Annotated in this window: 18 protein-coding genes and 1 riboswitch; of the genes, 7 read left to right on the top strand and 11 right to left on the bottom strand. The window is 66.9% G+C overall.

The genetic code is table 11. The features are described 5' to 3' along the window. Positions 1-69: 69 nt before the first annotated feature. The 5 genes from crcB to IG194_RS20780 all read right to left on the bottom strand — a co-directional run bounded on the left by crcB (position 70) and on the right by IG194_RS20780 (position 4,097). Positions 70-453, bottom strand: coding sequence for a fluoride efflux transporter CrcB (gene crcB, locus IG194_RS20800; RefSeq protein ID WP_043315190.1), 384 nt, complete (start codon positions 451-453; stop codon positions 70-72). A gap of 63 nt (positions 454-516) precedes the next feature. Further along, positions 517-579: riboswitch (Fluoride riboswitch) on the bottom strand. A 75-nt stretch (positions 580-654) separates the two neighbouring features. Then, a complete protein-coding gene (gene groL / locus IG194_RS20795; protein ID WP_058488626.1) occupies positions 655-2,295 on the bottom strand; it encodes a chaperonin GroEL in 1,641 nt (546 codons plus the stop codon). A gap of 46 nt (positions 2,296-2,341) precedes the next feature. Beyond that, positions 2,342-2,635, bottom strand: a complete 294-nt coding sequence (locus IG194_RS20790; protein ID WP_003094064.1) for a co-chaperone GroES — start codon at positions 2,633-2,635, stop codon at positions 2,342-2,344. A gap of 192 nt (positions 2,636-2,827) precedes the next feature. Continuing rightward, positions 2,828-3,295: an FxsA family protein gene (locus tag IG194_RS20785; protein ID WP_058488625.1), complete on the bottom strand. Its 468-nt coding sequence runs from the start codon at positions 3,293-3,295 to the stop codon at positions 2,828-2,830. A gap of 64 nt (positions 3,296-3,359) precedes the next feature. Continuing rightward, positions 3,360-4,097 carry a HugZ family protein gene (locus tag IG194_RS20780; protein WP_058488624.1) on the bottom strand — a complete coding sequence of 246 codons (738 nt, stop codon included), beginning with the start codon at positions 4,095-4,097 and terminating at the stop codon, positions 3,360-3,362. Positions 4,098-4,203: 106 nt separating this feature from the next. Between IG194_RS20780 and IG194_RS20775 the strand changes: the two genes are divergently transcribed. Next, the gene (locus tag IG194_RS20775) at positions 4,204-4,962 is read left to right on the top strand and encodes an SDR family oxidoreductase (protein WP_009617962.1); all 759 of its coding nucleotides are present in this window, start codon (positions 4,204-4,206) and stop codon (positions 4,960-4,962) included. An 84-nt stretch (positions 4,963-5,046) separates the two neighbouring features. On the opposite strand, the gene IG194_RS20770 is transcribed toward IG194_RS20775, so the two are convergent. Next, complete coding sequence (locus tag IG194_RS20770; protein ID WP_058488623.1) at positions 5,047-6,051, bottom strand: DUF481 domain-containing protein; 1,005 nt, start codon at positions 6,049-6,051, stop codon at positions 5,047-5,049. Positions 6,052-6,243: 192 nt separating this feature from the next. On the opposite strand from IG194_RS20770, the gene IG194_RS20765 reads away from it, so the two are divergent. Then, positions 6,244-6,624, top strand: a complete 381-nt coding sequence (locus tag IG194_RS20765; RefSeq protein WP_009617955.1) for an MGMT family protein — start codon at positions 6,244-6,246, stop codon at positions 6,622-6,624. Between the two features lie 39 nt (positions 6,625-6,663). Next, positions 6,664-8,472: an MFS transporter AmpG gene (gene ampG, locus IG194_RS20760; protein WP_058488622.1), complete on the top strand. Its 1,809-nt coding sequence runs from the start codon at positions 6,664-6,666 to the stop codon at positions 8,470-8,472. Between the two features lie 498 nt (positions 8,473-8,970). On the opposite strand, the gene IG194_RS20755 is transcribed toward ampG, so the two are convergent. Together IG194_RS20755 and IG194_RS20750 are read right to left on the bottom strand one after the other, a co-directional pair. Next, positions 8,971-9,819: a mechanosensitive ion channel family protein gene (locus IG194_RS20755; protein WP_009617952.1), complete on the bottom strand. Its 849-nt coding sequence runs from the start codon at positions 9,817-9,819 to the stop codon at positions 8,971-8,973. A gap of 119 nt (positions 9,820-9,938) precedes the next feature. Further along, positions 9,939-10,418, bottom strand: a complete 480-nt coding sequence (locus IG194_RS20750) for a YajQ family cyclic di-GMP-binding protein (protein ID WP_009617950.1) — start codon at positions 10,416-10,418, stop codon at positions 9,939-9,941. A gap of 150 nt (positions 10,419-10,568) precedes the next feature. On the opposite strand from IG194_RS20750, the gene IG194_RS20745 reads away from it, so the two are divergent. The 4 genes from IG194_RS20745 to IG194_RS20730 are packed head-to-tail and all read left to right on the top strand — an operon-like array spanning position 10,569 to position 15,164. Then, positions 10,569-11,534 (top strand): response regulator, encoded by a 966-nt coding sequence (locus tag IG194_RS20745; RefSeq protein WP_058488621.1) that lies wholly within the window; start codon positions 10,569-10,571, stop codon positions 11,532-11,534. A 36-nt stretch (positions 11,535-11,570) separates the two neighbouring features. Further along, positions 11,571-12,485 (top strand): putative 2-dehydropantoate 2-reductase, encoded by a 915-nt coding sequence (locus IG194_RS20740; protein WP_058488620.1) that lies wholly within the window; start codon positions 11,571-11,573, stop codon positions 12,483-12,485. Between the two features lie 57 nt (positions 12,486-12,542). Then, on the top strand, positions 12,543-14,588 hold the full coding sequence (locus IG194_RS20735; protein WP_024128173.1) for a sensor histidine kinase: 2,046 nt from the start codon (positions 12,543-12,545) through the stop codon (positions 14,586-14,588). 3 nt (positions 14,589-14,591) lie between these two features. Beyond that, on the top strand, positions 14,592-15,164 hold the full coding sequence (locus IG194_RS20730; RefSeq protein WP_009617942.1) for a cob(I)yrinic acid a,c-diamide adenosyltransferase: 573 nt from the start codon (positions 14,592-14,594) through the stop codon (positions 15,162-15,164). Positions 15,165-15,569: 405 nt separating this feature from the next. Here IG194_RS20730 and IG194_RS20725 read toward each other — a convergent pair whose 3' ends face one another. From IG194_RS20725 to argJ, 3 genes are all read right to left on the bottom strand, one after another. Beyond that, positions 15,570-16,520: a Nudix family hydrolase gene (locus IG194_RS20725; RefSeq protein WP_058488619.1), complete on the bottom strand. Its 951-nt coding sequence runs from the start codon at positions 16,518-16,520 to the stop codon at positions 15,570-15,572. A 28-nt stretch (positions 16,521-16,548) separates the two neighbouring features. Then, entirely contained in the window at positions 16,549-17,172 is a 624-nt protein-coding gene (locus tag IG194_RS20720; RefSeq protein WP_058488618.1) for a glutathione S-transferase family protein, read from the bottom strand. Between the two features lie 309 nt (positions 17,173-17,481). Then, positions 17,482-18,699, bottom strand: a complete 1,218-nt coding sequence (gene argJ / locus IG194_RS20715; protein ID WP_058488617.1) for a bifunctional glutamate N-acetyltransferase/amino-acid acetyltransferase ArgJ — start codon at positions 18,697-18,699, stop codon at positions 17,482-17,484. Positions 18,700-18,753 lie beyond the last annotated feature (54 nt).

The raw sequence follows: 18,753 nt of genomic DNA, 5'->3' as shown, positions 1-18,753 counted from the left end.
CCAGCCGGGGCGTCAAGGGGATCGCAGGGGAGGTGTTGCGAAGGCCTGCAGAGGCGAACTTGCAGCGCCTCACTTGCCCATCAGCCAGTTGCCGCTGAACAGGCCGAGCAGGGTCATCGCCAGGGAGCCGCAGACATGCACGGCGACCGCGCCCATGGCCCAGGCCAGGCGGCCTTCCTGCAGCAGGGTGACGACCTCGGCGGAGAAGGTCGAGAAGGTGGTCAGGCCGCCGCAGAAGCCGGTGATGATCAGCAGCCGCCACTCCGGGGCGATGCCCTGGGCGCTGGCGAAGTAGGCGACGGCGACGCCGATGATGTAGCCGCCGATCAGGTTGGCGGCCAGGGTGCCGGGAGGGACGTTGGGCATCAGGCTGTTCAGCTTGAGGCCGAGGTACCAGCGCAGCAACGCGCCGATGGCGGCGCCGAGGGCGATGGCGAGAACGGGTTTCCACATGATCCTGTCCTTGAGGGGCTTTCGGACAGGCCGCAGGCGAACGCCTACGCGCCTGGTCCAGGTGAATGCGTAGGCATCATCAGCCACGGGGGCGGTTGAAGGAGGAATGCCATCTCCTGCGCGGCACATCTTGGCACAAAGGGCCGGAAACGAAAAAGCCCCGCCGAAGCGGGGCTATTTCTCAGTCTGGGGCCGGGAGGCTTACATCATGCCGCCCATGCCACCCATGCCGCCCATGTCCGGCATGGCCGGAGCGGCCTTGTCGTCCACCACTTCGGCAACCATGGCCTCGGTGGTGATCATCAGGCCGCCGATGGAGGCAGCGGCCTGCAGGGCCGAACGGGTGACCTTGGCCGGGTCCAGGATGCCCATCTCGATCATGTCGCCGTAGATACCGGTAGCGGCGTTGAAGCCGAAGTTGCCGGAGCCTTGCTTGACCTTGTCGACCACCACGCTCGGCTCGTCACCGGCGTTGGCGACGATCTGGCGCAGCGGGGATTCGACGGCGCGGCGCAGCAGGGCGATGCCGACGTTCTGGTCTTCGTTGTCACCCTTCAGGCCTTCGATGGCCTGCAGTGCGCGCACCAGGGCCACGCCACCGCCGGGGACCACGCCCTCTTCCACCGCAGCGCGGGTAGCGTGCAGGGCGTCTTCGACGCGGGCTTTCTTCTCTTTCATCTCGACTTCGGTGGCAGCGCCGACCTTGATCACGGCAACACCGCCGGCCAGCTTGGCCAGGCGCTCTTGCAGCTTCTCGCGGTCGTAGTCCGAGGAGGTCTCTTCGACCTGCTTGCGGATCTGGGCGACGCGGGCCTCGATGTCGGCCTGGGCGCCGGCGCCGTCGATGATGGTGGTGTTTTCCTTGTTGATGGTCACGCGCTTGGCGTTACCCAGGTGCTCCAGGGTGGCGCCTTCCAGGCTCAGACCGACTTCTTCGGAGATGACGGTACCGCCGGTCAGGACGGCGATGTCCTGCAGCATGGCCTTGCGGCGATCGCCGAAGCCCGGGGCCTTGACGGCGGCGACCTTGACGATGCCGCGCATGTTGTTGACCACCAGGGTGGCCAGGGCTTCGCCCTCGACGTCCTCGGCGACGATCAGCAGCGGACGGCCGGCCTTGGCGACGGCTTCCAGCACCGGCAGCATTTCGCGGATGTTGGAGATCTTCTTGTCGACCAGCAACAGCAGCGGGTTTTCCAGCTCGGCCACCATGGTGTCCGGCTTGTTGATGAAGTAGGGCGACAGGTAGCCGCGGTCGAACTGCATGCCTTCGACGACGGACAGTTCGTTTTCCAGGCCCGAGCCTTCTTCGACGGTGATGACGCCTTCTTTACCGACCTTGTCCATGGCTTCGGCGATGATCTGGCCGATGGATTCGTCGGAGTTGGCGGAGATGGTGCCGACCTGGGCGATGGCCTTGGAGTCGGCGCACGGCTTGGCCAGGTCCTTCAGCTGGGCGACGATGGCGATGGTGGCCTTGTCGATGCCGCGCTTCAGGTCCATCGGGTTCATGCCGGCGGCAACGGCCTTCAGGCCTTCGTTGACGATGGCCTGGGCCAGGACGGTGGCGGTGGTGGTGCCGTCACCGGCGGCGTCGTTGGCCTTGGAGGCAACGTCTTTCACCAGTTGGGCGCCCATGTTCTCGAACTTGTCCTTCAGTTCGATTTCCTTGGCGACGGACACGCCATCCTTGGTGATGGTCGGTGCGCCGAAGGACTTGTCCAGCACCACGTTGCGGCCTTTCGGGCCGAGGGTGGCCTTGACGGCGTCGGCCAGGACGTTCACGCCGACCAGCATTTTCTTGCGAGCGGAATCGCCGAATTTGACTTCTTTAGCAGCCATGTTCTGTTTCCTCTAAATCGAATTCAGTGGGGTTGGGGCGGACTGATCAGTCTTCCAGGACGGCGAGGATCTCGGACTCGCCCATCACCAGCAGTTCTTCGCCGTCGACCTTGATGGCGTTGCTGCCCGAGTAGGGGCCGAACACCACCTTGTCACCCACTTTCACTGCCAGAGCGCGAACTTCGCCGTTGTCCAGCACGCGGCCGGTACCGACGGCGACGACTTCGCCACGGTTCGGCTTCTCGGCGGCGGAACCCGGCAGCACGATGCCGCCTGCGGTCTTGGTTTCTTCCTCGCTGCGACGGATGACGACGCGATCATGCAGAGGACGAAGCTTCATAGTCGTAACTCTCCCAAACAGTGGTTTACAACGGCCGGATCAGTGTCCGGCAGGTTTTGTTGAAGCCGGCTTCGCCGGTTTGCGGCCCGACGGGCGAGCCGCGTAAGACAGCCTGTCCGAATGACAGGGACCTTGCGGTGCCTGCTACATGAGGTCGTCGTGGGGCATTTCAAGGCCGTGAAGAAAAAATTTTCAGCGCAGGCGATCGTTGTCGCGGCGTTCGAACTCGCCCTCGATCACGTTCGGCCCATGCGGGCCGCGGGATTGCGCCGACGGGTCGCCGGCGAAGGCGCGGCGCCGCTCTTCCTGCTCGCGCATGCGCCGGCGCAGGCCGCCCAGCAGCAGGCTGCGGGTGAACGGCAGCAGGCAGAGCAGGCCGAAGACGTCGCTGATGAAGCCCGGCAGCATCAGCAGGGCGCCGCCGACGGCGATCAGCAGGCCCTCGAGCATTTCCTGCTCGGGCAGTTCGCCGCGGGCCAGGCGCTCGCGGGCGCGCCACAGGGTGGCCAGGCCGGCCACGCGCAGCAGCGCCGCGCCAAGGAAGGCACCGGCGACCAGCAGCAGGAGGGTCCAGCCCACGCCGATGACGCTGCCGACCTTGATCAGCACGGCCAGTTCGATCAGCGGGAAGAGCAGCAGGAAGAACAGGGTAACTCGCATTTCAGGGGTCCTTGGCGGGGCGTCGGCCCGGATATTCAGTAGTTGGCGCCGACAGCCGCCTATTTCAAGCCTGGATCACCTCGGTACCCGGCCAGGCCTGCGCCCGCGCCAGTTGCACCAGCGCCTGGCGAACCTCGCCGGGGTTGGCGCAGGGCGCCGGGAACGGCAGCCAGTGGAGGATGAAGCCGACACGCAGGTGGAAACCTTCCGTATCGATTCCCGCCAGCTCCGGGGCCTCGCCCACCGGCAGGCCGGCCAGTTCCAGGTAATGCGCGATGGCGTTGGCGTGGTCCTGGTTCATGTGCCCGACCATGCCCCGCTCCACCTCGCCGACGAAGGGGTTGGCCAGCGGCACGCTGTCGGCGCCCAGCCAGTGGATGTCGCCGAAGCCGCCGATGAAGCGCCACTGCACCGGCTGCAGCACCCAGAAGTCGAAGTCGTGGGCCGTGTGGTAGTCGCGCGAGCCGGGGAAGAAGCGGTAGTAGCGCTCCGCCGCGGCCTCGATCTCCTCGACGTCTTCCAGCGGCCGGGCCTCGGCCAGCAGGGTCAGGCGGCCGGCGGCCTGGATGTCGTCGGCGCCGCGCTCGCCGACCAGCAGCGAGCACTTGGCGTCGGCCTGCAGGTTGTGGGTGTGCTGGGCGATCCGGCTGATCAGGATCAGCGGCCGGCCGGCGCCGTCCAGGCAGTATGGAACCACCGAGCCGAAGGGGTAGCCCGGCCACTTCTTCGACTGGGTGGAAAGCACTGCCCGGTATTCCTTGAGCAGCAATTCTCGGGCATTCTTGGCAGCTTTCACGCTCACCTTATGACTCCTCGCTAAGAATCCGTCGCAAACGGACGGGCACAGAAAATTCGTTCACCGTTGCCGGCGAGGCCAATCACTCGACATTGCCGTGGGGATTCCAACCATGCAATTGCAAGACAAGGTCATCATCATCACCGGCGGCGGCCAGGGCCTGGGCCGCGCCATGGGCGAGTTCCTCGCCGCCAAGGGAGCGAAACTGGCGCTGGTCGACCTGAACCAGGAGAAACTGGACGAGGCCGTCGCCGCCTGCAAGGCCGCCGGCGGCGACGCCCGCGCCTACCTGTGCAACGTGGCCAACGAGGAACAGGTTAGCCACATGGTGGCCCAGGTGGCCAGCGACTTCGGCGCCATCAACGGCCTGGTGAACAACGCCGGCATCCTGCGCGACGGCCTGACCATCAAGGTCAAGGACGGCCAGCTGAGCAAGATGAGCCTGGCCCAGTGGCAGGCGGTGATCGACGTCAACCTGACCGGCGTGTTCCTCTGCACCCGCGAAGTGGCGGCGAAGATGATCGAGCTGGACAACCAGGGCGCGATCGTCAACATCTCCAGCATCTCCCGCGCCGGCAACATGGGCCAGGCCAACTATTCCGCGGCCAAGGCCGGCGTCGCCGCCGACACCGTGGTCTGGGCCAAGGAACTGGCGCGCTACGGCATCCGCGTGGCCGGCGTGGCGCCGGGCTTCATCGAGACCGACATGGTCGCCAGCATGAAGCCCGAGGCCCTGGAGAAGATGACCAGCGGCATCCCGCTCAAGCGCCTGGGCCGCCCGGACGAGATTGCCCACTCGGTGGCCTACATCCTCGAGAACGACTACTACACCGGCCGCGTGCTGGAGCTGGATGGCGGGTTGAGATTGTAAAGCCCGAAGCCCGAAGCCCGAAGCTGGAAGCGCCCTCCAGCTTCTAGCTTCTAGCTTCTAGCTTCTAGCTTCTAGCTAATTTACTTACCACCCCACCCCGATCCCCAGCGTATAGCGCCGCTGGTTCACCCCGCCATCCTCGGCGCTCAGGCGGTCCCATTCGCCCTTCAGGCTCAGCGCCGCCCAGGAGGTCAGCTTGTAGCGGACGCCCGCCTCGCTCTCCACCTCGTAGTCCACCTTCGAAGACAGCGGCTTGCCCACTTCGCCGTTGGTGAAGATCTCGAACTGCTTGGCGAACAGGTAGCGGTTGTAGTCCCACTTCACGCTCGCCGAATAAAAGTGGTCCTTCTCGCCGCCGACGAAGTCGTAGTCGTTGCGGTTGACCAGGGTGGCCAGGGAGAAGGCGCCCAGCTCGTTGTCCCAGAACTGGTAGCCGGGGCCGGTACCGACGGTGCGCTTCTTCTCCAGGTCCTCGACCCAGTCGCGCTTGTATTCCACCTTGCCCTGCCAGAACCAGTGCTCGTCCAGGAAGCGGTCCAGGGCGTATTCGGCGGAATAGTTGTTGACGCTGACCGAGTCGTCCTTCTTCTCGCGGTTGTACTCGCCCTGCAGGTTGTGCCGCCACATGCCGTGGCGGGCGTTGGTCTTGAAGTCGACGTCGTAGTCCTCGACGTCGTTCTCGGCCATGGTGTGGTCGACGGAGAAGTCCACCTGGCCCTTCCATACCCAGTCCTGCAGCAGCGGGCGCGGCGGCACTATCTGCTCGATGCTGGCCAGCGGCACCGTCTCCTCGGCGCCGTTGACCAGGGTGACCTTGCCCGGCTCGGCGGCCTTCAGGCCCTTGGAGTGCTCGCCGGTGGCATCCTCGTCGTGCTTGACCAGCAGGTTCTGCTCGGTCTGCAGGGTGGCGATCTTGTCGCCGGTCAGGGTGACCTCGCCGGCATAGTCGGTGGCCAGCACCAGGCGGCCCCCGTCGTAGAGCTTGATCTTGCCGGTCAGCCGGTCACCGTTCTTCAACCAGACGGTATCGGCCAGGGAAGTCAGGGGAGCGGCGGCGACGGCAAGGCACAGCAGGGTTCTCGACAGCATGAGCGGCATTCAATTCGGATGGCTGGAAAAAAAGCCGGGCATTATCCGCATACCCGACACCAGAGCAACGACTGACCGGGGCCCATGCAGGGAGTTCAACTGGATGGATGAAGGGTACCTCCTGCATCATTGCCCCGACGGTGCCTGGCGATATGCTGTCGACCTGGCCCGCAGCCATCGGAAAGCCGCCCCATGCCTTCGAGAAAACCGCCCGCCCCCGCCCCTGAAAATGTCGCCGACCTCGGCCTGGAAAGCCTGCAGGTGCGCCGCGAAGCCATCTACCTGGCGCTGTCCCAGGTGCCCGAAGGTTACGTGGTGAGCTACGGCGAGCTGGCCCGCATGGCCGGCCTGGGCCGCGCAGCGCGCCTGGTGGGCCGCGTGCTCAGCCAGTTGCCGGAGGGCTCGCGCCTGCCCTGGCACCGGGTGATCGCCGCCGGCGGGCGCATCAGCCTGCCGTTGGGCAGCCCGGGCGGCGACGAACAACGGGCACGATTGCGCGCCGAGGGAGTCCGAATCCACAACGATCGGGTGGACATACGTCGGCATGGCTGGCTTCACGCCGGGCTCTGCTAGTAGAGTTCGCGATAATTTTTTGCGTGCTGGAAACCTTTCATGAAGAAGCACTCCTGGCGAGAGGCACTGGTTGCCTACAAGTCTCCCGCCAGTCTCGCGCTGTTGCTGCTCGGCTTCGCCGCCGGGCTGCCGACGATGCTGGTCTTCACCACCCTCTCGGTGTGGCTGCGGGAAGCCGGCGTGGCGCGGGAAACCATCGGCTTCGCCAGTTGGCTGGGGCTGGTCTACGCGTTCAAGTGGGTGTGGTCGCCGATGCTCGACCAGTGGCGCCTGCCCGTCGTCGGCCGGCTCGGCCGGCGCCGCTCGTGGCTGGTGTTCTCCCAGGCGCTGATCGCCATCGGCCTGCTCGGCATGGCCCTGTGCAACCCGCAGAGCCACCTGCCGTGGCTGATCGGCCTGGCCCTGGTGGTGGCCTTCGCCTCGGCCACCCAGGACATCGCCATCGACGCCTACCGCCTGGAGATCGCCGAGAACACCCGCCAGGCCGCCCTGGCCGCCTGCTACATGACCGGCTACCGCGGCGCCGTGCTGCTGGCCAGCGCCGGCGCGCTGTTCCTCGCCGAATGGCTGGGCTCCAGCAGCCTGCACTACAGCCAGGCGGCCTGGGGCCTGACCTATGCGCTGTTCGCCCTGCTGATCCTCCCCGGGCTGGTCACCAGCCTGCTGATCCGCGAGCCCGAGGTGAACGTCCAGCCGCAGGCGGTGGGCAACTCCGCCTACGCCTTCAACCACCAGTTGCTCTCGGTGCTGCAGCTGCTGGTGCTGCTGATCTCGGTGCCGGCCATGCTCACCGCGCTGACCAACCAGGCCTGGCCGCGGGCGGCGCTCTACGCCCTGTTCATCGTCCTCTGCCTGAGCCCGCGCGGGCGCAAGCAGATCCGCCCGGTGCGCGAGCTGCTCTCGCGGGTGCGCCGGCCGCTGCTGATCGCCGCCCACGGCAAGGGCGTGCCGCAGTTCGACTTCGTCCACCAGGCGGTGTCGGTGATAGTGCTGATCATCCTGCTGGTGACCGGCACCGCCATGACCAACTCCGCGGGCGCCGGCAAATGGTGGCTGGCCAGCCTCTACCTGCTGATCGCCCTGAGCTGCCTGTCGGCCCCCGGCCGCCTGCTGATGGCGCCGGTGCTCACGCCCATCACCGAGTTCATCCGCCGCTACCGCTGGCAGGCGCTGCTGCTGCTCGGGCTGATCTCCACCTACCGGCTCTCCGACACCGTGATGGGGGTGATGGCCGGGGTGTTCTACATCGACATGGGCTTCTCCAAGGAAGTGATCGCCACCGTCAGCAAGCTGTTCGGGGTGATCATGACCCTGGTCGGCGCGGCGGCCGGCGGCCTGCTCATCGCCCGCTTCAGCATCCTGCCGATCCTGCTCCTCGCCGGCGCCGCCTCGGCCGGCACCAACCTGCTGTTCGCCATGCTCGCGCACATGGGGCCGATCACCGACCCGAGCGTGATCAGCGAAGACGTCTTCACCCTGCTGCGCGAATTCGAGCCCCACGTCAGCATGTTCGTGCTGACCATCATGCTCGACAACTTCAGCGGCGGCCTGGCGGCCTCGGCCTTCGTCGCCTACCTGTCGAGCCTGACCAACCTGAAGTTCTCCGCCACCCAGTACGCCATGCTCAGCTCCACCATGCTGCTGCTGCCGCGCTTCATCGGCGGCTACTCGGGCAAGATGGTCGAGTACATGGGCTACGAGCACTTCTTCTTCGTCACCGCCGTGCTCGGCATCCCCACCCTGCTGCTGATCGGCTGGCTGTGGATGCGCCGCGACAAGGGCATGCCCGACGGCGTGCCGAGCGAGCCGGAAGAGCCGGTAGCCCCCCCGCGCAGCGCAGGTTCGTAGGGCGCATGAGCGAGCATGGCTTTTCGTAGGATGGTGTTGAGCGAAGCGATACCCATCAGCGCCACTGAGCGGCCTTGGGCGGGCCCTGCCCGCGATTCGCGCGCAGGGCGCGCTCCTACAGGGGAATCTGCACCGAGGCGCCTTCGTAGGATGGGTTGAGCCTGCGAAACCCATGCGGTCATGGCGATGGGTATCGCTTCGCTCCACCCATCCTACGCCAGAATTCCCCCTCGACCTGTAGGAGCGGGCCCTGCCCGCGATTGCGCCGGCAAGGCCGGCCCAGAAACGAAAAAGGCCGACATATCCAGGCCGTGTGAAAACCCGAGCGGCTCTTCGAAGAGTGCGTTCCTACGTGAAATCTGAAAAGGCTTGGCTATTCAGCCAACCCAGAATCCGCGTAGAAACGCGAAATCCAGGTTGTTTTTTAACCAGCTGGACCGATCCGGAGGTTTTCACACAGCCTGATATCGCCGGCCTTTTCCATGGATGGATTCGCCTTTATTCGGCGAATGCTTCTTCCTCCGAGCCCCTGACCACCCGCACCACCCGGCTCGGCAGGGCCAGGTCGATGCCGCGGTCGCGCAGGCACAGGCGCACCTGCTCGTTGAGCATGAAGGTCACCGCGCCGAAGTCGGCGTTGGCGGTCCACAGGCGCAGCGACAGGGTCACCGAGTTCTCGCCCAGGGCCGAGACCACCACCACCGGCGCCGGGTTCTTGAGCACGCGCGGGTCCTGGGCCAGTTCCAGGAGGATGCCGCGGGCCGCGTCCAGGTCGGCGTCGAAGGCCAGCTTGATGTCGAAGATCACCTGGCGCGTGGCCTGGCTCGAGACGTTGGTGATGATGCCGTTGGACAGCGCGCCGTTGGGCATGATGACCGTGCGATTATCGCCGGTGCGCAGCACGGTGTGGAAGATCTGGATGCTGTCCACGGTGCCGGAGACGCCCTGCGCCTCGATGGCATCGCCGACCTTGAACGGACGGAACAGCAGGATCAGCACGCCGCCGGCGAAGTTCGACAGGCTGCCCTGCAGGGCCAGGCCAATGGCCAGGCCGGCGGCGCCGATGGCGGCGACGAAGCTGGTGGTCTGGATGCCGATCATCGAGGCCACGCTGACCACCAGGAGGATCTTCAGCGCCACGTTCACCAGGCTGCCGATGAAGCCCTGGAGAGTCTTGTCCACCCGCTGGCTGGCCATCAGCCCGCCCACCCGGCGGGTCAGCAGGTTGATCAGCCACCAGCCGATCAGCAGGGTGATCAGCGCCAGCACGGCGTTGCCCAGGTAAGTCAGCACCACCGGCATCCAGGCCTCTGCGCTCCGTACTAGCTGGTCGTAATTCATGTCCATGGAATGGGGCCCCCTTGGTTTTCGATTATTAGAAATACGAACGCCATGGCGAACCATGGCGATCGGTATTCGCCGAGCGGCGCTCTATTTGCGACGCCGCCCGGACAACGAGGTTCCGCTCAATCGCGGAAGTTGTTGAACTGCACCGGCATGCCCAGGGACTCGCCGCGCAGCATGGCGATCACTTCCTGCAGGTCGTCGCGCTTCTTGCCGGTGACGCGCACCTGCTCGCCCTGGATGGCGGCCTGGACCTTCATCTTGCGGTCCTTGATCAGGCCGACGATCTTCTTCGCCAGGTCCTTGTCGATGCCCTCGCGGAAGTTCACTTCCTGCTTGACCACCTTGCCCGAGGGGTAGGCATCCTTGAGCTCCATGCACTGGATGTCGATCTTGCGCTTGATCAGGTTGCTGCGCAGGATGTCGAGCATCTGCTCCAGCATGAAATCGGCCTCGGCGGTCAGGGTAACCGACTTGTCCTTGGGCTCGAAGCTGCACTTGCCCTTGAGGTCGAAGCGGCGCTCGAGCTCCTTGCCGGCGTTATCCAGGGCGTTGGTCAGTTCGTGCTTGTCCAGTTCGGACACCACGTCGAACGAAGGCATGTCATCTCTCCAGATGGACGGCGCGATCCGGTTCACACTCGGGCACGCGCCTGGCTTGACGGTAAAAATGCGCGCTCATTATAACTGAGCCACAAGCACGCGCCCGGCCCAGAACCGGCGAATCCCCGCCTCCTCCGAGTCCCCTGCCCCATGCCAACCAACCATCTGAGCATCCTGGTGGTCGACGACGCGAAATTCTCCAGCGCCATGATCGGCCGGGCGCTGAGCCAGGCCGGCTACCAGAACGTGCGCTTCGCCAGCAGCGCCAGCGAGGCCCTGCAACTGCTGGAACGGGAACCGGTGAGCGTGCTCCTGGCCGACTGGCTGATGCCGGAGATGGACGGCCTGGAGCTCACCGCGCGGGTACGCCAGCTGGACGAAAGCGGCGACCACTACACCTACATCATGCTGCTCACCGGCAAGGAGGGCGACAACGCCCTGGCCGAGGCCTTCGACCGCGGCGTGGACGACTTCGTCAGCAAGACGGCGATGAGCGAGCAACTGGTGCCGCGGGTGCTGGCCGCCGACCGCCTGTGCAACACCCTGCAGCGCCTGCTGGTGGAGAACCGCCTGCTCACCGAGAACATCAACCGCCTGGAAGAGCGCAACCTGGTGGACGCCGCCACCGGCCTGGGCAACCTGCGCTACCTGCGGCAGAAGCTCGCCGACAGCATCCGCCAGGTGGAATCCCGCGGCGGCGCGGTGTGCTACCTGCTGATCGGCATTCCCGTCCTGCTGGAGCAGGACGGCCAGCACTTCCCCGGCTTCCACCAGGAGCTGCTGCACGGCATCGGCCGGCGCCTGCAGCAACTGGTGCGGCCGCTGGACGTGCTGGCGCGCATCGACGAACAGCACTTCGGCCTCATCACCCTGATCGACGACCTCCAGGAATGCTCGCCGAGCAGCTTCCGTCGCCTGCACGAAGGGCTCAACCTCAAGGCCTTCAAGACCAGCCGCGGCTTCGTCAGCCTGAAGGCCGGCATCGGCCTGGTGGGGCTGGACGCCAAGTCCCTGCCGCTGCAGGCCGAAGAGGTGATGGAACAGGCCCGCCAGTTGCTGCCCGATGCCTATGCCAGCGGGCGAATCAACGCCAGCCGGCTGCCCGGGGTGCGCTAGACTTCGCAGTACGCCCATCGACACGCGAAGCCCACCATGAACTGGACCATCCTCGGCGCCGGCAGTCTCGGCAGCCTCTGGGCCGCCCGCCTGGCCCGCGCCGGCCTGCCCGTGCAGCTGCTGCTGCGTGACCGCCAGCGCCTGGCGGCGTACCGCGCCTGCGGCGGCATCACCCTCTGCGAGGACGGCCGCGAGAGCCTCTACCCGATCCCGGCGGAAACCGCCGGGCACCTGAACGCGCCCATCCAGCGCCTGCTCCTGGCCAGCAAGGCCTACGACGCCGAGGAAGCCGCCGCCAGCGTGGCCGCGCACCTGGCGCCCGGCGCCGAGATCATCCTCCTGCAGAACGGCCTGGGCAGCCAGCAGGCGGTGGCCGCGCACCTGCCGCGGGCGCGCTGCCTGTACGCCTCCAGCACCGAAGGGGCGTTCCGCGACGGCGATTTCCGCGTGGTCTTCGCCGGCCGCGGGCAGACCTGGCTCGGCGACGAGCGCGGTGGCCCTGCGCCGGCCTGGCTGGACGAGCTGGCCCGCGCCGAAATCCCCGTGCAGTGGAGCGGCGACATCCTCGAACGGCTGTGGCGCAAGCTGGCGCTGAACTGCGCGATCAACCCGCTGAGCGTACTGCACCACTGCCGCAACGGCGAACTGGCCAGCCATGCCGAGGAAGTCGCCGGCCTGTGCGACGAACTCGGCCAACTGCTCCACGCCTGCGGCTACGACACGGCGGCGCGGGAGCTGCAGGGCGAAGTGGAACGGGTGATCGCCGCCACCGCGGCCAACTATTCCTCCATGTACCAGGACGTGGCCAACGGTCGGCGCACCGAAATCGCCTACCTGCTCGGCCATGCCTGCGCCGAGGGCCAGCGCCGCCACCTGGCGCTGCCCGGGCTGAACGCCCTGCACCGGCGCCTGCGCGACGCGCTGCGCCAACGCGGATTGCCCGAGGCCTGAGCGGCGGGCTAACCTGCCCGCCACGCTTTCGATCGCCGAGCCCCTATGCTGTCCTTCATCAACCTGCGCCAGCGCCTGGAAAACCTGCCGGTCGGCCAGAAGATTCTCGCCGCCCTGCTGGTGCTGCTGGCCACTGTTTTGCTGGCGGCCAACCTGGCGTTCATCAGCGCGGCCTACTGGATCTCCCAGGACAGCGTGGCGCCCCAGGCCCTGCAGACCATCGGCCGGCTGATCGCCAACCCGGCGCTCAGCTACCCGGCGCTGAGTTCCCCGGAGCAGGCCGACACCCTGCTGCACCAGCTCGACGACTACCAGCCGTTGCGCGCCGCCGCGCTCTACGACGCCAACGGCACGCGCATCGCCCAGTCGCCCCGGGAAGGCTCGCTGCCCAGGCACCTGGAGGACCTGGAACGCTGGCGCGCCCACGAATACCGCCTCAACGCCCTGTTCGAACTGCCGCAGCCCGGCGGGCGCAACGGCTACCTGCTGCTGGTGGCCAGCAGCGAGCTGCCCGGCGCCTTCTACACCGGCACGCTGACCGCCAGCCTGGCGATCCTAGCCGTGAGCGTGCTGCTGTGGATGCTGATCGCCCGGCAGATCCGCCGCCTGATCACCCGGCCGATCCGCAGCCTGGAAGAGCTGTCGCGCCAGGTCACCCGCGAGGAGAACTACTCGCTGCGCGCCGAACGCGGCAACGCCGACGAGATCGGCCGCCTGTCCGACGCCTTCAACACCATGCTCACCCGCATCGAGGCCCGCGAGCAGCAGCTCAAGCGCGCCCGCGACGACGCCCAGGACGCCATGGCCCAGGCCCAGGACCTGGCCGAGGAAACCCGCCGCTCCAACCGCAAGCTGGAGCTGGAAGTGCAGGTGCGCAGCAAGATCGAGAAGAAGCTCACCGGCTTCCAGCACTACCTCAACAGCATCATCGACTCCATGCCCTCGGCGCTGATCGCGGTGGACGAGCAGCTCTACGTCACCCAATGGAACCAGGAGGCCAGCCGGCTTTCCGGCACCAGCCTGGACGACGCGGTGAACCAGCCGGTGTTCCTCGCCTTCCCCTCGCTCAAGCCCTTCCTGCTGCAACTGACCCGCGCCGCCGAGCAGCACAAGGTGGAGCGCGTGGAGCGCGTCACCTGGGCATTGATCGACTCGCCACGGCACTACGCCCTGACCTTCTATCCGCTGATGGGCGGCACCGGCCGTGGCGCGGTGATCCGCATCGACGACATCACCGAGCGCCTGGGCATGGAAGAGTTGATGGTGCAGTCGGAGAAGATGCTCTCGGTGGGCGGCCTGGCCGCCGGCATGGCCCATGAGATCAACAACCCGCTGGGGGCCATCCTGCACAACGTGCAGAACATTCGCCGGCGGCTGTCGCCGGAACTGCCGAAGAACCTGGAAGTGGCGGCCGAGGTGGGCGTCGCCCTGGACGACCTCAACCACTACCTGGAGGCGCGGGAGATTCCCAAGCTGATGGACGGCATCCAGTACGCCGGTTCGCGCGCCGCCAAGATCGTCACCCACATGCTCGCCTTCAGCCGCCGCAGCCACCGGCAGATGGCGCCCTGCGAACTGCCCTCGCTGATCGAGCAGGCGGTGGAGATCGCCGGCAACGACTTCGACCTGGCCGGCGGCTTCGACTTCAAGTCGCTGGAGATCGTCCACGAGTTCGACCCGCGCCTGGGCCCGGTGCCGGTCATCGCCAACGAATTCGAGCAGGTGCTGCTCAACCTGCTGAAGAACGCCGCCCAGGCCATCCACCTGCGCGACGACGAAGAGGAAGGCGAGCACGGCCGCATCGTCCTGCGCACCCGGCTCAACCCGCCGTGGGCGGAAGTGCAGGTGGAAGACAATGGCTGCGGCATGCCGGAAACGGTGCGCAAGCGCATCTTCGAGCCCTTCTTCACCACCAAGGAAGTGGGCCAGGGCACCGGCCTGGGCCTGTCGGTGTCGTATTTCATCATCACCAACAACCACAAGGGGCAGATGGAAGTGCAATCGGAACTCGGCCAGGGCACCTGCTTCACCCTGCGCCTGCCGCTGGGCGACGAGCCCGTGGCGCCGGTGGCGCTGCCGCCCCCGCAGAACAAGGAGCTCTGAGGCATGGGCTATCGCCTGTCGAAGATCTACACCCGCACGGGCGACGCCGGCGAGACCGGCCTGGCCGACGGCAGCCGGGTGCCGAAACACCACCCGCGGATCGAAGCCATCGGCTGCGTGGACGAGCTGAACAGCCAGCTGGGGCTGCTGCTGGCCGACCTGCAGGAAGCCCGCAGCGCCGCGCTGGACCAGTTGCTGACGGTGCTGGCGCCGGTGCAGCACCGCCTGTTCGACCTCGGCGGCGAACTGGCGATGCCGGAATACCGCGCCCTGGACGACCACGAGGTGGCGCGCCTGGAACAGGCCATCGACGCCTGGAACGAGGAGCTGGAACCGCTGAAGGACTTCATCCTCCCCGGCGGCTCCCGGCTGGTGGCGCAGATCCACGTATGCCGCGCCCTGGCGCGCAAGGCCGAGCGCCGCTGCCAGCAGCTCAACGCCGAGGAGCCGCTGGAAGGCGCCGGGCTGCGCTACCTGAACCGGCTGTCGGACCTGCTGTTCGTGGCAGCCCGCATAGCCGCCAAGCGCCAGGGCGTCGCCGAAGTGCTGTGGAAGGCGGCGGAAAAGCCCGCGTAGATGTGTAAGCGGGCCCTGCCCGCGATTCGCGCGCAGGGCGCGCTCCTACAATGGGAATGGCGTGGGGGCGGTTGTAGCGGATCTCATCCGCGATCCGCGCCGATACGTCCGGCTATCGCGGACAAGGTCCGCTCCTACGGGGAAACGCCATGCCTCACGGCAAAACTGTAGGAGCGGGCCCTGCCCGCGATTCACGCGCAGGGCCCGCTCCTACAATGGGAATGGCGTGGGGGCGGTTGTAGGATCTCATCCGCGAATCGCGCCGATACGCCCGGCTATCGCGGACAAGGTCCGCTCCTACGAACGTGTCTCCCTGAAGCCCCGTAGGATGGGTTGAGCGAAGCGATACCCATCCTACGAAGAGCACCCCGGTGCAGCCGGAAAGAAAGCGGCACCTACGACGGCCTATGCCCCGGCCTTCGGCCAGAGCGCGCGGATGCCGGCCACGCCCTGGGCGCCTATCTGCCAGGCGCGTTCCAGGTCCTGCGGGCCCAGGCCGCCGAGCAGGAATACCGGCTGGTTGAAGCCTTCCACCAGTTGCTGCGCCACATCCCAACCCATTGCCGGTTCGCCCGGATGGCTCTCGGTCGGCTGCACCGGCGACAGGGTGACGAAGTCCACGCCCATCGCGCTGGCCAGCGCCAGTTCTTCGGCGCCGTGGCAGGACGCCGCCAGCAGGCGCTCCTGGGGGAACGGGCGGCCGTTGGGGGCGTACTTGCGCAGTTGCTCGGCGGTCAGATGCCAGCCGGCGGCGGGGAAGTCGCCCAGCCATTCCAATGGGCCCTTGAGCATCAGTTGCGCCTTGCCCGCGCACAGCCCGACGGCGTCCACCGCCATGTCGCGGTACTCCGGGCTGTACATGTTCGGCGCGCGCAGCTGGATCAGGCGCACGCCCCCAGCCACGGCGGCGCGAATGCCCTGCAGGACTTCCTGCGGCTCCAGCCCGTCGGGGGTGATCAGGTAGCGTTCGGGCAGCCGCGCGGCCTGCACGATGGGCCGGTTGGCGGCGGGGAACTCGTAGTCGGGCAGCTCCCGCGGGGCCACCCAGGCCAGCGGCTGGCCCTCGGCGCCATGGGGTTCGCCGGAGAACGCCGAGACTTCCCAGACGTCCAGCAGCACCTGCTTGTCCGGGTAGTCGTGGGCCACGCGGATCAGCGGCCGGGCGCGCTCGACGCGGATGCCCAGCTCCTCTTCCAGCTCGCGGGCCAGCGCGGCCTGCACCGGCTCGCCCTCCTCCACCTTGCCGCCGGGAAATTCCCAGAGGCCGCCCTGGTGCTTGTCGTCCGGGCGCCGGGCGATCAGCACGCGGCCATCGGCGCCACGGATCACGGCGGCGGCGACATGTACTCGTTTCACAGCATTACTCCTCGTCGGTTGCCGGCGCTCAGGGGCGCTCGGCCTGCGCGGCCTGCAGCCAGGGCTGGAAAGCCGCCCACTGGTAGATGGTGTCCACGTAGGCCTTGGCCAGCGGCGGCAGCTCCACGGCGTAGCTGCGCAGGCGCGTGGCCACTGGCGCGTAGAAGGCGTCGGCGATGCTGGCGTGGCCGAACAGGAACGGCCCGTCCTGGCCGAAGCCCTGGCGGCACAGGGTCCACAGCTCGACGACGCGGGCGATGTCGGTTTCCACTTCGGGCGGCACCTTGGCCAGCGGCTTGTGCCGCTGCAGGTCCATGGGCATGTGCGAGCGCAGGGCGAGGAAGCCACTGTGCATCTCCGCGCAGATCGACCGCGCCAGCGCCCGGGCCGCCTCGCCGCGCGGCCACAGGTGCGCCTCGGGGAAGCGTTCGGCCAGGTACTCGGCGATCGCCAGGGAATCCCAGATCACCCCGTCCTCGCACTTGAGCACCGGCACCTTGCCGGTGGGCGAGTGCTCGCGGATGCGCCGCGCAGTGTCGACGCCGCCCAGCGGGATCAGCACCTCTTCGAATTCCGCACCGGTCAGTTGCATGGCCAGCCAGCCGCGCAACGACCAGGACGACAGGTTCTTGCTGCCAATGACCAGTTTCATCGCTCGTTTCTCCGCTACGAAGCTAGAAGCTAGAAGCTAGAAGCTAGAAGCTAGAAGCTAGAAGCTAGAAGCTAGAAGCTAGAAGCTAGAAGCTAGAAGCTAGAAGCTAGAAGCTAGAAGCTAGAAGCTAGAAGCTAGAAGCTAGAAGCTAGAAGCTAGAAGCTAGAAGCTAGAAGCTAGAAGCTAGAAGCTAGAAGCTAGAAGCTAGAAGCTAGAAGCTAGAAGCTAGAAGCTAGAAGCTAGAAGCTAGAGAGCGTGGCGCCTTTCACTTCCGGCTTCAAGCTTCCAGCTTCCAGCTTCCCGCTCCCATCAAGTCCTGTATTCCGCGTTGATCTTCACGTACTCATGGGACAGGTCGGTGGTCCAGATGGTCTCGCTGCAGTCGCCGCGACCCAGCTCGATGCGGATGGTGATCTCTTCCTGGGCCATCACCCGCGCGCCCTGGTCCTCGGTGTAGCTGGCGGCGCGGCAGCCGCGGCTGGCGATGCAGACTTCGTCGAGGAAGACGTCGATCCTGCTGACGTCCAGGTTCGGCACGCCGGCGTAGCCGACCGCGGCCAGGATGCGGCCCCAGTTAGGGTCGGAGGCGAACAGCGCGGTCTTGATCAGCGGCGAGTGGGCCACGGCGTAGCCGACGTCCAGGCACTCCTGGTGGGTGCCGCCGCCGTTGACCTGCACAGTGACGAACTTGGTGGCGCCCTCGCCGTCGCGGACGATGGCCTGGGCCAGCTCCATGGACACCTCGATCACCGCCTGCTTCAGGGCGCTGAACAGCGCGCCGCTGGCCTGGGTGATCTCCGGCAGCGCGGCCTGACCGGTGGCGACCAGGGTGCAGCTGTCGTTGGTGGAGGTGTCGCCGTCGATGGTGATGCGGTTGAACGACTTGTTCGCCGCGTCGCGCAGCAGGTCCTGCAGCACGCCCTGGGCGACCTTGGCGTCGGTGGCGATGTAGCCGAGCATGGTGGCCATGTTCGGCTTGATCATGCCGGCGCCCTTGCTGATGCCGGTGACGGTGACGGTGATGCCGTCGTGCACGAACTGGCGGCTGGCGCCCTTGGGCAGGGTGTCGGTGGTCATGATGCCGGCGGCGGCCTCGGCCCAGTTGTCCGGGCCCAGGGCGGCCAGGGCGGCCGGCAGCGCGGCTTCGATCTTGGCCACCGGCAGCGGCTCGCCGATCACCCCGGTGGAGAACGGCAGCACCTGGCTTTCGTCCACGCCTGCCAGCTCGGCCAGCTTGGCGCACACCGCCGAGGCGTTGGCCAGGCCCGGCTCGCCGGTGCCGGCGTTGGCGTTGCCGGTGTTGGTCACCAGGTAGCGCACCGGCCCGAGGAAGCGCTGCTTGCACAGCAGCACGGGGGCGGCGCAGAAGGCGTTGGTGGTGAACACACCCGCCACGCTGGAGCCTTCGGCGCATCGCATCACCACGACGTCCTTGCGACCGGGGCGCTTGATGCCGGCGGAAGCGATGCCGAGTTCGAAGCCGGGGACCGGGTGCAGGGTGGAGATGGGGCCGAGACCGACAGCCATGGATGTGCTCCTTACGAAAAAGGGTGGATCGAATGTGAAAAACGCCGCGAGCGG

Source organism: Pseudomonas sp. ADPe, from assembly GCF_014843515.1.
GTDB lineage: Bacteria > Pseudomonadota > Gammaproteobacteria > Pseudomonadales > Pseudomonadaceae > Pseudomonas > Pseudomonas citronellolis.
The sequence above is the reverse complement of the archived record's forward strand: the minus strand, read 5'-3'. Positions and strand labels throughout refer to the sequence as shown.

Excerpts from the sequence above, each read along its gene's own strand:
- IG194_RS20775 (WP_009617962.1), top strand. The coding sequence starts at position 4,204 with ATGCAATTGCAAGACAAGGTCATCATCATCACCGGCGGCGGCCAGGGC.
- argJ (WP_058488617.1), bottom strand. The coding sequence starts at position 18,699 with ATGGCTGTCGGTCTCGGCCCCATCTCCACCCTGCACCCGGTCCCCGGC.
- IG194_RS20765 (WP_009617955.1), top strand. The coding sequence starts at position 6,244 with ATGCCTTCGAGAAAACCGCCCGCCCCCGCCCCTGAAAATGTCGCCGAC.
- IG194_RS20785 (WP_058488625.1), bottom strand. The coding sequence starts at position 3,295 with ATGCGAGTTACCCTGTTCTTCCTGCTGCTCTTCCCGCTGATCGAACTG.
- ampG (WP_058488622.1), top strand. The coding sequence starts at position 6,664 with ATGAAGAAGCACTCCTGGCGAGAGGCACTGGTTGCCTACAAGTCTCCC.
- IG194_RS20750 (WP_009617950.1), bottom strand. The coding sequence starts at position 10,418 with ATGCCTTCGTTCGACGTGGTGTCCGAACTGGACAAGCACGAACTGACC.
- IG194_RS20740 (WP_058488620.1), top strand. The coding sequence starts at position 11,571 with ATGAACTGGACCATCCTCGGCGCCGGCAGTCTCGGCAGCCTCTGGGCC.
- groL (WP_058488626.1), bottom strand. The coding sequence starts at position 2,295 with ATGGCTGCTAAAGAAGTCAAATTCGGCGATTCCGCTCGCAAGAAAATG.
- IG194_RS20730 (WP_009617942.1), top strand. The coding sequence starts at position 14,592 with ATGGGCTATCGCCTGTCGAAGATCTACACCCGCACGGGCGACGCCGGC.
- IG194_RS20745 (WP_058488621.1), top strand. The coding sequence starts at position 10,569 with ATGCCAACCAACCATCTGAGCATCCTGGTGGTCGACGACGCGAAATTC.
- IG194_RS20755 (WP_009617952.1), bottom strand. The coding sequence starts at position 9,819 with ATGGACATGAATTACGACCAGCTAGTACGGAGCGCAGAGGCCTGGATG.
- IG194_RS20720 (WP_058488618.1), bottom strand. The coding sequence starts at position 17,172 with ATGAAACTGGTCATTGGCAGCAAGAACCTGTCGTCCTGGTCGTTGCGC.
- crcB (WP_043315190.1), bottom strand. The coding sequence starts at position 453 with ATGTGGAAACCCGTTCTCGCCATCGCCCTCGGCGCCGCCATCGGCGCG.
- IG194_RS20770 (WP_058488623.1), bottom strand. The coding sequence starts at position 6,051 with ATGCTGTCGAGAACCCTGCTGTGCCTTGCCGTCGCCGCCGCTCCCCTG.
- IG194_RS20790 (WP_003094064.1), bottom strand. The coding sequence starts at position 2,635 with ATGAAGCTTCGTCCTCTGCATGATCGCGTCGTCATCCGTCGCAGCGAG.